The sequence below is a fragment of the Stappia sp. genome (genome assembly GCF_040110915.1).
GTDB lineage: Bacteria > Pseudomonadota > Alphaproteobacteria > Rhizobiales > Stappiaceae > Stappia.
The window spans coordinates 1,110,652-1,123,973 of sequence record NZ_CP157793.1 but is presented as its reverse complement, the minus strand read 5'-3'; the positions used below and the strand labels follow the sequence as shown (position 1 = coordinate 1,123,973).

At 70.1% G+C, this 13,322-nt stretch carries 13 protein-coding genes, 1 tRNA gene and 1 riboswitch; of the genes, 4 read left to right on the top strand and 10 right to left on the bottom strand.

Annotation, left to right across the window (positions count from 1 at the left end; genetic code table 11):
* Positions 1-3 precede the first annotated feature (3 nt).
* From arsC to ABL312_RS04930, 3 genes are read right to left on the bottom strand one after another with little or no spacing between them, the layout of a single operon-like run.
* Positions 4-423, bottom strand: coding sequence for an arsenate reductase (glutaredoxin) (gene arsC, locus ABL312_RS04940; RefSeq protein WP_349360260.1), 420 nt, complete (start codon positions 421-423; stop codon positions 4-6).
* A complete protein-coding gene (locus ABL312_RS04935; protein WP_349360259.1) occupies positions 420-959 on the bottom strand; it encodes an arsenate reductase ArsC in 540 nt (179 codons plus the stop codon). The genes arsC and ABL312_RS04935 overlap by 4 nt, the downstream gene beginning before the upstream one ends.
* A gap of 10 nt (positions 960-969) precedes the next feature.
* The gene (locus tag ABL312_RS04930) at positions 970-1,302 is read right to left on the bottom strand and encodes a metalloregulator ArsR/SmtB family transcription factor (RefSeq protein ID WP_349360258.1); all 333 of its coding nucleotides are present in this window, start codon (positions 1,300-1,302) and stop codon (positions 970-972) included.
* A 172-nt stretch (positions 1,303-1,474) separates the two neighbouring features.
* Here ABL312_RS04930 and cobD point away from each other — a divergent pair, with 172 nt between their 5' ends.
* From cobD to ABL312_RS04915, 3 genes are read left to right on the top strand one after another with little or no spacing between them, the layout of a single operon-like run.
* Positions 1,475-2,479, top strand: a complete 1,005-nt coding sequence (gene cobD, locus ABL312_RS04925) for a threonine-phosphate decarboxylase CobD (RefSeq protein WP_349360257.1) — start codon at positions 1,475-1,477, stop codon at positions 2,477-2,479.
* A gap of 6 nt (positions 2,480-2,485) precedes the next feature.
* Entirely contained in the window at positions 2,486-3,466 is a 981-nt protein-coding gene (gene cbiB / locus ABL312_RS04920) for an adenosylcobinamide-phosphate synthase CbiB (RefSeq protein ID WP_349360256.1), read from the top strand.
* 8 nt (positions 3,467-3,474) lie between these two features.
* Positions 3,475-4,089 carry a DUF938 domain-containing protein gene (locus ABL312_RS04915; RefSeq protein ID WP_349360255.1) on the top strand — a complete coding sequence of 205 codons (615 nt, stop codon included), beginning with the start codon at positions 3,475-3,477 and terminating at the stop codon, positions 4,087-4,089.
* 5 nt (positions 4,090-4,094) lie between these two features.
* On the opposite strand, the gene ABL312_RS04910 is transcribed toward ABL312_RS04915, so the two are convergent.
* From ABL312_RS04910 to cobU, 7 genes are all read right to left on the bottom strand, one after another.
* Entirely contained in the window at positions 4,095-4,646 is a 552-nt protein-coding gene (locus ABL312_RS04910; protein ID WP_349360254.1) for a hypothetical protein, read from the bottom strand.
* Positions 4,647-4,715: 69 nt separating this feature from the next.
* Entirely contained in the window at positions 4,716-6,179 is a 1,464-nt protein-coding gene (locus tag ABL312_RS04905; protein WP_349361347.1) for a cobyric acid synthase, read from the bottom strand.
* A gap of 23 nt (positions 6,180-6,202) precedes the next feature.
* The gene (locus tag ABL312_RS04900; RefSeq protein ID WP_349360253.1) at positions 6,203-6,505 is read right to left on the bottom strand and encodes a YrhK family protein; all 303 of its coding nucleotides are present in this window, start codon (positions 6,503-6,505) and stop codon (positions 6,203-6,205) included.
* A gap of 30 nt (positions 6,506-6,535) precedes the next feature.
* Complete coding sequence (gene cobO, locus ABL312_RS04895) at positions 6,536-7,147, bottom strand: cob(I)yrinic acid a,c-diamide adenosyltransferase (protein ID WP_349361346.1); 612 nt, start codon at positions 7,145-7,147, stop codon at positions 6,536-6,538.
* A gap of 17 nt (positions 7,148-7,164) precedes the next feature.
* A complete protein-coding gene (gene cobN / locus ABL312_RS04890; RefSeq protein ID WP_349360252.1) occupies positions 7,165-10,959 on the bottom strand; it encodes a cobaltochelatase subunit CobN in 3,795 nt (1,264 codons plus the stop codon).
* Positions 10,960-10,984: 25 nt separating this feature from the next.
* Positions 10,985-12,085: a cobalamin biosynthesis protein CobW gene (gene cobW, locus ABL312_RS04885; protein WP_349360251.1), complete on the bottom strand. Its 1,101-nt coding sequence runs from the start codon at positions 12,083-12,085 to the stop codon at positions 10,985-10,987.
* Positions 12,082-12,639, bottom strand: coding sequence for a bifunctional adenosylcobinamide kinase/adenosylcobinamide-phosphate guanylyltransferase (gene cobU / locus ABL312_RS04880; protein WP_349360250.1), 558 nt, complete (start codon positions 12,637-12,639; stop codon positions 12,082-12,084). The genes cobW and cobU overlap by 4 nt, the downstream gene beginning before the upstream one ends.
* A gap of 127 nt (positions 12,640-12,766) precedes the next feature.
* Positions 12,767-12,991: riboswitch (cobalamin riboswitch) on the bottom strand.
* Positions 12,992-13,217: 226 nt separating this feature from the next.
* Between cobU and ABL312_RS04875 the strand changes: the two genes are divergently transcribed.
* Positions 13,218-13,293 (top strand) — tRNA-Asn (locus ABL312_RS04875).
* Positions 13,294-13,322: the final 29 nt, after the last annotated feature.

Genomic DNA, 13,322 nt, shown 5'->3' with positions numbered 1-13,322 from the left:
CGTTCAGCTTGCGGGGATGAGATCGGGGTCGGCCGGCGCGCCGTCTTCCTTGCGGAAGTTTTCGGGCAGCGGCGCGTCGAGCAGCGCCAGAACCGTTTCGGACGGGCGGCACAGGCGCACGCCCTTGCGGCTCGCGACGATGGGCCGGTTGACCAGGATCGGGTGCTCCAGCATCGCGGCGAGGAGCGTCTCGTCACCGACGGACGGGTCGGTCAGTCCCAGATCCGCCGCCGGCGACTTGGAGACGCGCAGGGCGTCGCGCGGCGTCAGACCGGCGGCGGCGAAGAGCGCCTGCAGTTGCGGCCGCGTCCAGCCGGTCTTCAGATACTCCACGACCACCGGCTCCGTGCCGCTGGCGCGGATCATGGCGAGCACGTTGCGCGAGGTTCCGCAGTCCGGGTTGTGATGAATCACCACGGTCATTCGGTCGTTTCCCTGTCGGAGGCGGGCCCGTCCGTCGTCGCGTCCATACGGCCGATGTCCGCGAGACGCCGCTGCAGCGACAGCGTGTCGAGGCTGTCGACGGGCAGACTAGCGAAGATGGAAATCCGCGCGTTCAGCATGCGGTAGGCTTCCGCGAAGGCGAGACGCCGCTCGGCCTCGGAACCGTCCACTGCCGCCGGGTCCGGCACGCCCCAATGGGCGGTCATCGGCTGGCCCGGCCACACGGGGCAGGCCTCGCCGGCGGCGTCATCGCAGACGGTGAAGACGAAATCGAGGTCCGGCGCCCCCTCTTCGGCGAATTCGTCCCAGCTCTTGGAACGGGCGAAGCCGGTGTCGATGTCCATGCGCCGCAAGAGATCGAGCGTGAAGGGATGCACCTCGCCCTTGGGGTGGGAGCCTGCGGAAAAGGCACGGAACCGCCCGCCCCCGACCTTGTTCATCAAGGCTTCGGCCAGGATCGACCGGGCCGAGTTGCCCGTGCACAGGAACAGCACCTTGTAGGTCTTGACGCTCATTGTCTTGTCCTCAGCAGTCGCACACAAGCGCATCGAGCACCGGCTGGCAGAGATCCGCCCGGCCGCCGCAACAGTCTTCCAGCAGAAAGGCCATGAGATCGCGCACGCCTTCCATGTCCGCGAAGTAGCGGATCGTGCGCCCCTCCCGCGCGTTGCGGACCAGCCCGGCCCGCAGCAGCACGGCCAGATTGGCCGACATGGTGTTCTGCCGCACATCGAGCGCGGCTCCGATCTCCCCGGCCGCCATGCCGTCCGGGCCCGCGCGCACCAGCAGGCGGAACACATCGAGCCGGGTTTGCTGGCTCAGCGCGGAGAGGGCTTCGAGGGCGCGTTTCGTATCCATAAATCATGAATACATGATATTTTGATGCGTGACAAGCGCGGACGGCACACAAGGCGCCGGCGTCGGCTGCTATCCCCACCCGTGTCGCATGCGCGCTTGGCATCACCGAAGGCGGGCATTACCGTCCGCCTCACGTCCGGCACATCCGGACCGGACAGGAAGGGCGGACGCGATGAAGCACGGCGGAGATCTCGGCAGCGCACTGGCGCGCTTCGGCGGGCTGGCGTCGGAGTGGATGGATCTCTCCACCGGCATCAACCCGCATGCCTACCCCCTTCCCGACACGCTGCCCGCCGAAGCCTGGACGCGCCTGCCCGCGCAGGACGCCCTGACGCGGCTGATCGCGGCGGCGCGCGCCGCCTATGCGGTGCCGGGCGATCTCGATCTGGTGGCCGCCCCCGGCACGCAGGCGATCCTCGCGCATCTGCCGCATGTGATGCCGGACGGCGGCGTCGCCGTGGTCGGGCCGACCTATGGCAGCCACGCGGAGATCTGGCGCCGCGCCGGGCGCGTGGTGCATGACCTCACCTCCCCCTATGCCGATCTGCCGGACGACGTGCGCCTTCTCGTCATCGTCAATCCGAACAATCCGGACGGCCGGCTGGTGGATGCGCAAAGCTTGCGCCACCACGCCGAGCAGCTCGCCGCGCGAGGCGGCTGGCTGATCGTGGACGAGGCCTTCGCAGACTGCGTGCCGGGCGCAAGCGTGCTCCCGCATCTCAACGGCCTGCCGGTCATCGTGCTGCGCTCCTTCGGCAAGTTCTTCGGCCTTGCCGGGCTGCGGCTCGGTTTCGCCGTGGCGCCGCGCGCCCTCGCCGAGCGGCTGACCGTGGCGCTCGAAAGCTGGGCGGTTCCGGGACCGGCGCTGGAGATCGGCGCAAGGGCGCTGGAAGACACCGCCTGGCAGGACGCGATGCGCGCGCGGCTTGCCGACGAGGCGGCCGATCTGACCCTCATGCTGCAGATGCAGGGCCTGAGCGTTTTCGGCGGCACGCCGCTCTTCGTGCTCGCCGGCACGCGCGACGCCGCCGCACTGCACCGCGCGCTCGCCCGTCAGCACGTGTGGACGCGCGTCTTCGACTATGCGCCGACCTGGCTCCGGATCGGCCTGCCGGACGGACAGGCGGGGCGCGCCCGGCTGGAGGCCGCGCTTGCCGCCGCCATCGCGGAGCCCTGAGCGGCCATGCTGTTCTTCTCCGATGCCGCGCTGCTGCTGGTGCTGGCGCTCGCGCTCGACGCGCTCGTCGGCGATCCGCCGGCCCTGTGGCGGCGCGTGCCGCATCCGGTGGTGCTCTTCGGCAAGCTCGTGGAGATCGCCGATCAGGACTTCAACACGCCGGACGCGCCGGAACGCCGGCGCAAGGCCTATGGCGTCGTCTTTCTCGTTGCGCTGGTGGCGCTTGCGCTGCTGATCGGCTTCCTGCTGGAGGCGATCCTGCGCGGACTGCCCTTCGGCGAGATCGGCATCGTTCTCGTCGCCGCGATCTTCCTCGCCCAGAAAAGCCTGTACGAGCATGTGGCCGCCGTGCGCGACGGGCTCGTCGGCGAGGGGCTGGAGGGCGGACGGCGGGCCGTGGCGATGATCGTCGGGCGCGATCCCCGGCAGTTGGACGAGGCCGGCGTCTCGCGCGCGGCGATCGAATCCTGCGCGGAAAACTACGCCGACGGCGTGGTGGCGCCGGCGTTCTGGTTCCTGCTACTCGGGCTTCCCGGTTTGCTCGCCTACAAGGCGGTCAACACGGCCGATTCCATGATCGGCCACAAAACGGAGCGCCACGGCGCCTTCGGCTGGGCTTCGGCGCGCTTCGACGATCTGGTCAATCTTCCGGCCGCACGCCTTGCGGGCCTGACGATCCTGGCCGCCGCGCCGCTGTTTGGCAGCAGGATCGGCGCCTGTTTCGCCAGGATGCGCCGCGATGCGCCCAACCACCGCTCGCCGAACGCCGGCTGGCCGGAAGCGGCGATGGCCGCCGTTCTCGGTCTGGCGCTGGCCGGACCGCGCGCCTATCGCGGCTACACGGTCGACGATCCCTTCATGAACCCGGACGGGCGGCGCGACGCCACCGCCGGGGACATCACCCGCGCGCTGAAAGCGCTCGTGCTCGCCTGCGCCCTGCACGGCGGCCTTATCCTCGCCGTCGCGCTTCCCGCCCTTCTGACCTGAGGCCCGCCATGCTGCCCCATGCCCCCGCCGCCGAGCGCAACAAGGACGCGATCCTCGCCGCGCTGACGCCCCATCTGACGGCACGCCGGCGGGTGCTGGAAATCGGCAGCGGGACGGGGCAGCATGCGGTGCACATCGCGACCGCCCTGCCGCATCTCATCTGGCAGTGCAGCGATCTGGCCGACGCCGTGCCCGGCATCGCCGCGCGGCTCGAAGCGGAAGGCTCGCAGCGCACGCCCGCCCCGCTCGCGCTCGACGTCGCCGCCCCGCCCTGGCCGCTGCCGCCGGCGGACAGCCCGGAGGCCTTCGACGCGGCCTTCACGGCGAACACCTTGCACATCATGTCCTTTGTCAGCGTGGGGCATTTCTTCGCCCGCGTCGGCGATCATCTCGCGCCCGGCGGGCTGCTCGGCGTCTACGGGCCGATGAAATACGGCGGGGCCTTCACCACGGCGAGCAACGCGGCCTTCGACGCGCAGCTCAAGAGCTGGAACCCGGAGAGCGGCATTCGCGATTTCGAGGCGCTGGACGATCTGGCGCGGGCGCAGGGGCTGCGGCTGATCGAGGACATCGCCATGCCCGCGAACAACCAGCTTGTCCTCTGGCAGCGCAAGGCTTCGTAGGCGCTTCAGTCCGTCAGCGCGCCGCCGGGCCGCCAGCCGCGCAGGCGGCGCAGCACGCCCGCCACCTTGCCGGGTCCGAGGACGAGAAGACCGCCGGCCAGCAGCAGGAAGGCGTCGGAGAGGATCTCCGGCCATTGCCCGACCAGCCATTGCGCCGCGCGGTTCCCGGCGAGGTTGTCCGCCATCCCCGCCCCGTAGGCGACCGACCAGTAGACCGCCTTCTTCAGCCCGGCCATGGCCAGCGCGAGGCCGACCAGCGACACGCCGATGACCTCCAGCGGGGCGGAGGCCTCCGCCGTCGCCTCGCTCTCCCGACGGTCGAACCCGAGCCCGCCGAGCAGCACCCCCGGCCAGAGGATGAGGACGAGCGCGACCGCGAAGAGGACAATCATCACGCCCGCGAAAAGCGCGGACTCCAAGGCATTCGGCGACGCGGGCTGCAGGGAGAGGGCAAAGGGGAGCGACGGCATCTGGATGACGAGCAGATAGACCCCGAAAATCCGCACGATGAGGCGGGCGTAGGACGGACCTCGCGCGAATCTGCGAGACAGGGACATGCGGGGCTCCGGGCCGGTTTCAAGTGCAGCGATCACACCGTATCCAGGATCGGCTGCAAAATACACCTACTAATTGCAGGCGATTGAGAACAGAGCCTCGATGTCCAGGCAGCCTTCCAGATGCGCGGCGAGCGCATCCAGCGTCGCGTCGATCTCCTGCGCATAGGCGAGCGACGCCGGCGCGCCGAGCCCATCCAGAAACGCCGCGCGGAAGCGGTCGTCGGTGAAAACCCCGTGCAGATAGGTGCCCGCGATGCGCCCGTTCGCCGCGACCGCGCCATCGTCGTGCGTCCCGTCGTCATGCGTCCCCTCGTCGCCCGAAGAAATCCGGGCGAAGGGGCGGTGCGTGTCCGCGCCCCCCGTGCGGCCGATGTGGATCTCGTAGCCGGCGAGCGGCGCGCCGCTTGCCACGTGACGGCCCGTGACCTCCACGAGCCGCTTGTCGGGCGTCAGCACCGTCTCGACGTCCAGCAGCCCGAGCCCCTCGACCGTGCCGGCCGGTCCCTCGATGCCTTGAGGATCGGAAATCGTGCGGCCCAGCATCTGATAGCCGCCGCAGATCCCCAGCACCCGCCCGCCGCGCCGCACATGGGCGGCGAGATCGATGTCCCACCCTTGCGCGCGGAAGAAGGCGAGATCGCCGACGGTCGACTTGGAGCCCGGCAGCAGCACCAGATCCGCGTCGCCCGGCAGCGCGTCGCCGGGCGACACCAGCGTCAGCGACACGCCGGGCTCCATGCGCAGCGGATCGAGATCGTCGAAATTGGCGATCCGGCTGATCACCGGCACGGCGATCCGGACCGGCCCGTCGCCCGTGCCCGAGGCGAGATCCAGCGCATCCTCCGCCGGCAGCTTGCGCGCATCCGCGAACCACGGCACCACGCCGAGCGGCGCCCATCCGGTGCGCGCCGCGATCTCGCGCATTCCATCGTCGAAGAGCGACACGTCGCCGCGAAACCGGTTGATGAAGAAGGCCTTGATGCGGGCCCGCTCGTCCTCGGGCAGGATCGTATGCGTGCCGACGACGGAGGCGATCACGCCGCCCCGGTCGATGTCGCCGCACAGGACGACGGGAAGGTCGGCGGCCTCGGCGAAGCCCATGTTGGCGATGTCGCCGGCGCGCAGGTTGATCTCCGCCGGGCTGCCCGCCCCCTCCACCAGCACCAGGTCGGCGTCGGCACCGACCCGCTCGAAGCTTTCCAGCACCTTGGGCAGAAGTTCCGCCTTGCGGCTGCCGTAGGCGCGGGCGCGCAGGGTGCCGGCGCGCCTGCCCTGCACGATCACCTGCGCGCCGACGTCCGTTTCCGGTTTCAGGAGCACCGGGTTTATGTGCACGCTCAAGGGCACGCGCGCGCCCAGCGCCTGCACCGCCTGCGCCCGGCCGATCTCCCCGCCGTCGGCGGTCACGGCGGCGTTGTTGGACATGTTCTGCGGCTTGAAGGGCCGCACCCTCAGCCCCCGGTTGGCGAACAGCCGGCACAGGCCGGCGACGATCAGGCTCTTGCCGACATTCGATCCGGTCCCCTGGATCATCAGGGCGGGCGGCCGCCTCGCGCTCACGGGCGATCCTGCTCCTCGAGCCGCGCGCCATAGGGGCGGAATTCGTCCGGCACGGGCAGGCGCGTGAGGTGCAGCTCCAGCGCCAGCCGGATGGTCGGACGCACGGCGAAGAGGATCGAGCCGATCAGGAACAACCACGTGCCGGCATAGAGCAGGCTGTCGTAGAAGAAGAACACGCTGCCGATGACGAAGAACACGGCGGCCAGAAACTCCACCAGCGTGCGCACCAGTTCATAGCGGCGCACGAGCTCCCCGTGATCCGGCGACGCCCGGCGCGTGCTGCTGTCGAAGAGTTTCATCTTGCCCCCAATTGCTTCGTCCGCCTCGTTCTAAAACTCGATCCCCTCCTGCGGCTTCACGCCGGAGCGGAAGGGATGTTTCACCTGCGTCATCTCGGTGACGAGGTCGGCGATCTCCAGAAGCTCGTCCTTGGCGTTGCGGCCCGTGACGACGACATGCACGTCCTCGGGCTTCTCGTCGCGCAGGAAGGCCACCACCTCCTCGATCGGCAGGTAATCGTAGCGCAGGACGATGTTGAGTTCATCGCACAGCACGAGGCGATAGTCGCCGGAGCGGATCATCTCCTTGGCCGCTTCCCAGGCCTGACGCGCCGCGTCGATGTCGCGCTGGCGGTCCTGGGTTTCCCAGGTGAAGCCCTCGCCCATGCGCTTGATCGTCACCAGATCGGAAAAGCGCTCCAGCGCCATGCGCTCGCCGGTCTCGATGCGCCCCTTGACGAATTGCACCACGGCGACCTTGTGGCCATGGCCGAGCGAGCGGAACACCATGCCGAAGCCCGCCGTCGACTTGCCCTTGCCCTTGCCGGTGTGGACGATCACCAGGCCCTTCTCGATGGTCTTGGTGGCCATGATCTTGTCGCGCGCGGCCTTCTTCTTGCGCATCTTTTCCGCGTGGCGCGCGTTGAGCTCCGCGTCACTCATCTCGGCTTTCCTGTCGCTCACCCGATCGTCTCCCCCTGTTCGATTGTCAGCGCCGCGCGCGTCGAATTGCGCCGCGGCGTCCAAAGGCCGCGCTCCACCGCCTCGCGGAAGCGCGCCGCGATTTCCTCAAGCGCCTTCGGATTGGCCTCGGCGAGAAAGTCCCGCACGCGCGGATCGTCCAGATAGGCGTCATAGAGCTGGTCGAAATGATGGTCGCCCACCGCGTTGGTGGTGGCGGCGAAGGCGAAGAGATAATCGACCGTCGCGGCGATCTCGAAGGCGCCCTTGTAGCCATGGCGCATCACGCCGGCGATCCACTTGGGGTTCGCCGCGCGACCCCGCACCACCCGGCCGATCTCCTCGCCCAACGTGCGGATCACCGGGCGCTCGGGGCGCGAATGGTCGTTGTGATAGACCTTCGGCGCTTCGCCCTTCAGCGTCTCGACCGTTGCCGCCAATCCACCCTCGAACTGGTAGTAATCGTCGGAATCGAGCAGGTCGTGCTCGCGGTTGTCCTGATTGTGCAGCACCGCGTCGACCCCGGACAAGCGGTCTTCCAGCGCATCCCGCGCGCCCTCGCCCTGCACACCGCCACCATAGGCATAACCGCCCCAGGCGAGGAACGCGTCGGCGAAATCGGCACGCGCCTCCCACCCGCCCTCGTCGATCAGGGCCTGCAAGCCCGCGCCATAGGCCCCGGGCTTCGAGCCGAACACGCGGAAGGTGGCGGCGCGGGCCGCCGCCTCCGCGCTCTCGCCCTCGGCCGTGCGCCGGCGGGTCTCGCGCTTGATCGCCTCGGCCAGGGGATTGGCGTCGGCAGGCTCGTTCAGCGCGGCGATGGCGGCGACCGCCGACTGGAACAGATCCATCTGGTGCGGGAAGGCATCGCGGAAGAAGCCCGACACCCGCAGCGTGACGTCGACGCGCGGGCGGCCGAGCTCGGACAGCGACAGGATGTCGAAGCCGGTCACCCGGCCCGACCCCGGTTCCCACTTCGGCCGCGCGCCGATCAGCGCCAGCGCCTGGGCGACGTCGTCACCCCCGGTGCGCATGTTGGCCGTGCCCCAGCAGGACAGCACCACGGCGCGCGGGTAGTCGCCCTCGTCCTGGAAATGCCGCTCGACCAGCCGCTCGGCGCTCGCCGCGCCGATCCGCCAGGCGGTTTCGGTCGGCACCGCGCGCACATCGACGGAATAGAAATTTCGCCCCGTCGGCAGCACGTCGGGCCGTCCGCGCGTCGGCGCGCCGGACGGCCCCGGCGGCACGAAACGTCCGGCGAGCGCGTCGACCACGGCCGCGATCTCATTGTCGCCGGAGGCCGCAACCGCCGGGGCGATGCGCGTGCGGATTTCCTCCAGCACGGCGGCGGTCGCCGCGAAGCCTTCCGGCGCCGTCCCCGCCTCGACCAGACGCGCGGCCAGCAGTTCCAGCCGCTCGACCGTGTCGCCGACGCTGCGCCAGGGCGCATCGGACACAGCCGTGAGCGCCGCCGGGCGCGGGCCTCTCCACTCGGCCTCGAAGGCGCAGTCGAGCGGGTCGAAGTCTGTCTGGCTCGTGATCCCGGCGCGCGCTTCGCTTGGCCGGGACGACGCGGGCGCGAGACCCAGATCCTGCGCCAGCGCCCGCGTCAGTCCCGCATTGCCCGCGCCCGCGCCGCGCGGCACGCGCACCAGCGCGGCCAGCAGATCGGTCAGCAGCCGCCCCCGCGGCGCTTCGCCCAGCACATGCAGCCCGTCGCGGATCTGCAATTCCTTCAGGTCGCACAGATGCGCGTCGAGCCGGGCGAGACGGGTCTCCTCGTCCATCGCGTCGGTGAGGCCGATGTCCGCATCGAGCCCGGCGCGCGTCGCGGCATCGAGAATATCGCGGGTCAGCGCCTTGAGCCGGCGCGGATCGACGCCTTGGGCCAGATAATACTCGTCGAGCAGCACCTCGAGTTCGGCGGCGACGCCGTGGCTTTCGGCGCGCGTCAGCGGCGGCGTCAGGTGATCGACGATGACGGCCGAGGTACGGCGCTTGGCCTGCGCGCCCTCGCCCGGATCGTTGACGATGAAGGGATAGACGTTCGGCACGGGGCCGAGCACGGCCTCGGGGTAGCAGGCCGCGCTCAGCGCCAGCGCCTTGCCCGGCAGCCATTCCAGATTGCCGTGCTTGCCCAGATGCACCACCGCATCGATCCCGAAAACCGCGCGCAGCCAGATGTAGAAGGCGAAATAGTGATGCGGCGGCACCAGATCCGGGTCGTGATAGGTCTCCTTCGGATCGATGTTGTAGCCGCGCGCCGGCTGGATGCCGACGACCACCTGCCCGAAGGTCGTGACCGCGAGCCGAAAGGCGCCCTCCGCCACATGCGGGTCGCGCTCCGGCGCGCCCCAGCGGTCGGTGACCGCATCGCGAACGCGCGCGGGCAGCCGCGCGAAGTGGTCGCGATAGATGTCGAGATCGAGCGTCGCGCCGCCGGTGCGCACCGTGCGGTCGGCGAGTGCGTTGGTCGGCCCGGAACTGATGACCTCCATCAGCGCCGCGCTGTCGGCCGGCCGCCCCTCGACGCGGTAACCCTCGCGGGCGAGGGCGGCCAGCACGTTGACGCAGGAGGCCGGCGTGTCGAGGCCGACGCCATTCGCCAGCCGTCCGTCCTTGTTGGGATAATTGGCGAGCACCAGCGCGATTTTCTTCTCCGCTGCCGGCATTTGGCGCAGCCGCGCCCAGCGCGCGGCGAGATCGGCAACAAAGCCGATGCGGTCCGCCTTCGGCACGAAGCGCACGGGCCGCGACTGGGTCAAGGTGTCGCGTTCTCCCTGCTCCTTGAAGGAGACGGCCCGCGTGGTGATGCGTCCGTCGACCTCGGGCAGCACCACATGCATGGCGAGATCGCGGATCGACAGGCCCTGATCGGCGTCGTTCCACCCGTCCTGAGAGGACGAGGCGAAGATCGCCTGAAGCACGGGCGCGCCTGGCGCATCAAGTGGGGTCGGCTCATGCGCGCGCCCCGCCTTCGACACGGCGAAGGCAGTGGCATTAACCACCACGTCCGGCGGCGCGGCCTCGAACAGCGCCGCCAGAACGCCGGCCGATTCCGCCTCCTTCAGCGAGGCGACGAAGACCGGCAGCGGGTTGAGGCCGCGCTCCCGGAACGCCGCCACCAGCGCGTCGACGGGGGCGGTCTGCCCGCCCTGCAGCAGCGCCCGATAGAACACGAGCGCCGCGACAGGGGCCTCTGCATCGTCCCAGGTGGCCGTGAGATCGGAAAGCCCGGGCGCCGACACCCCCGGCAGATAAAGACCCGCGCGCGACAGCGGACGCGGCGGATCGGGCTCCGCCGCACCTTCAAGAAGATGCGCCGCATAGCGCAGCATGTTGTCGGCGTTCTCCGGCCCGCCCTCGACCAGATAGCGCCACAGCCGCTCGACCGCGCCCGCCTCCAGCGTGGAGCGGGCCGCGAGATCGGCGTCCCAGCGGTCGTCACCGGGCATCACGGCGAGCGCAATGCCATGGCCGCGCGCCAGTTCCGTCAGCCGCTCCAGCCCGTAGGGCCAGTATTCCGCGCCGCCGAGCAGCCGCAGCACGATCAGCCGCGCGCCCTGTGCCGTCGTCTCGGCATAAAGGTCCACCGAATAGGGATGCGACAGCGCCAGGAAACTGGCAAGCCGCAACCCCGGCGCCCGCTCCCCGAGCCGCTCGGCGGCGGCCGCCAGCGCCGACAGCTCCGTGTCGGCGGCCGACAGGACGAGAAGATCGGCGGGCGACTGCTCCAGGTCGACCGCCTCGTCGCCCTGATCGATCGCCCCGCTGCGGCCGGCGAGAATATGCATGCGCGCGCCCCGTCCGATGCCGGCCTCAGGCGGCGTCCGCCTCGGCGAGCAGTCCACGCACACGCGCGACATCGAAGCCGGCGACCCCGATCGCCACGAGATGGCCGGGCGCGCGCGCGTCGCGGGCGAACCATGCCTCCACCCGCGGGCCGACCGCCTGCACCATGGCGGGTGCCGCCTTGCCAGAAACCGCGACGGCACCCTTGATCCGCAAGACGCCGGGAAGCGCCATCGCGGCGGCGACGCGCGCCTCCAGATCCTTGAGCGACGCCACGGCAGGCACCGCGATCACATGGCTTTCGAAGTCGTCGTGATCGTGGTCGTGATGATGGTGATGATCGTGGTCGTCGTGATCGTCGTGGTGGTGGGGGTGGTGACCGCTCTCGTGATGGCTTTCGCGGCCCGTCATGTCGTCTTCCGAGGCGCTGCCGCGCCCGAGCAGCACGTCGGCCGAGAGGACGCCCTTTTCCGCCGCGACGATCTCCACCGCCGGGCGCAGACGCGCGGCGACCTTCGCCCGCACCGCCTCCAGCGCGGCGGCGTCGACCAGATCCGCCTTGTTGAGCACCACGAGATCGGCGCAGCGCAGCTGGTCCTCGAAGAGTTCCTCGACCGGGCTGTCGTGGTCGAGCGCGTCGTCGGCCGCCCTTTGGGCCGCGACCGCCGCCTCGTCGCTGGCGACCCGGCCTTCGGCCACGGCGGCCGTGTCGACCACCGTCACCACCGCGTCGACGGTGACGCGCGTCTTGACGCTCGGCCAGGAAAAGGCCCGCACCAGCGGCTGCGGCAGCGCCAGCCCCGACGTCTCGATGACGATGTGATCGGGCGCCTCGTCCCGGTCGATCAGCATTTCCATGGTCGGCAGGAAATCGTCGGCCACCGTGCAGCAGATGCAGCCGTTGGTGAGTTCCACCACATCGTCGGCCGCGCAATCGGGATCGGCGCAGCCGTCGACCAGCGCGCCGTCGAAGCCCATGTCGCCGAACTCGTTTACGATGAGCGCGATGCGCTGCCCCCTGGCCTCGCGCAGGAGGTTGGCGAGCAGTGTCGTCTTGCCCGCCCCCAGAAAGCCGGTGACGATGGTGGCGGGGATTTTCGGCTTCGGCGCCTTTGCGGATGCGGTCATAGGCGGATCTCCGGTTGGCTGGCGTTCGGTTTGAGGACGAGCGGCAGGCCGGCGGCGACGAGCACCGCCGCCTCGCAGGCCTGGGCCATCATGCGGTTGAGGCGGCCCTGTTCGTCGCGGAAGCGCCGGGCGAGCGCGTTTTCGGGCACGATGCCGGAGCCGACCTCATTGGTGACGAGCACCACAGGCCCGGCCGCGCCGCGCACGGACTCGGCGAGCGCGGCCACCTCGGCGGGGATATCGGCTTCGGCGAAGAGACAATTGGACAGCCACAGCGTCAGGCAGTCGACCAGCACGGCGCGATCGGGCGCGGCCTCGCGGGCGATCACCTCGGCGACGGCGCGCTGTTCCTCGATTGTCGTCCACCCGGGGCCGCGCTGATCGCGATGGCGGGCGATGCGCGCCTCCATCTCGGCATCGAAGGCGCCGCAGGTCGCGACATAGACGGGCTCGCGGCCGCTGGCACGGATGAGCCCTTCGGCGAAAAGGCTCTTGCCGGAGCGCGCGCCGCCGGTCACCAGCACGCTGCGCACGGCCGGGGCGGCCTCCGTCATGGCGCGGCGCGCGACGCGGCCGGGACACGGCCCGGCGGGTGCGGGAACGGGAAATCACCTGCGCCGGGGGGAGGCCCGGCGACTGCGAGACGAATCATGGAGCCCTCCTGCCGTCCACCCGACGGCGCGTGACGCGGTTTCGGCCGGCTCGTCTCCTGGCTTACGGGTCGTCGCCCGGCCCTGCCCTTCCCGGGCTTGTCGCCCAGTGGTCATGCAGGAAGGCTCGCCGCTCACAGTTGCGGGGGCAGCTGCGGATTCGGGAGCCCTGATTGGGTCCTCCCCCACCGCATTCCGAATTTCTCCTCCCGCGGACTTCGTCCGCTGCGGGAAGACCGGACATGCCTATCCTTACCGCGCCGGACGGGCTTCAACAAGAGCGGGCACGCACGCCACGCGCCGCGCCGCCCACTGCAAACCTGCAAGCCCGCGCACCGACAACCGCGCCGCCACCCCATGGCGCTGCCGCGATGGCCAACGCCCGCGCTGTGGAAAAGTTTTCCGACAAAAGGCTTGGCAAATCGGGACGGGATTTGCTAGAAGCTCGCCACCGACGCGATGCACTGCATCGCCAAGCGTGATCCCCGGTAGCTCAGTTGGTAGAGCAAGCGGCTGTTAACCGCTGGGTCGCTGGTTCGAGTCCGGCCCGGGGAGCCACCACGCTCCTGTTTGATTGTCCTCCCGAC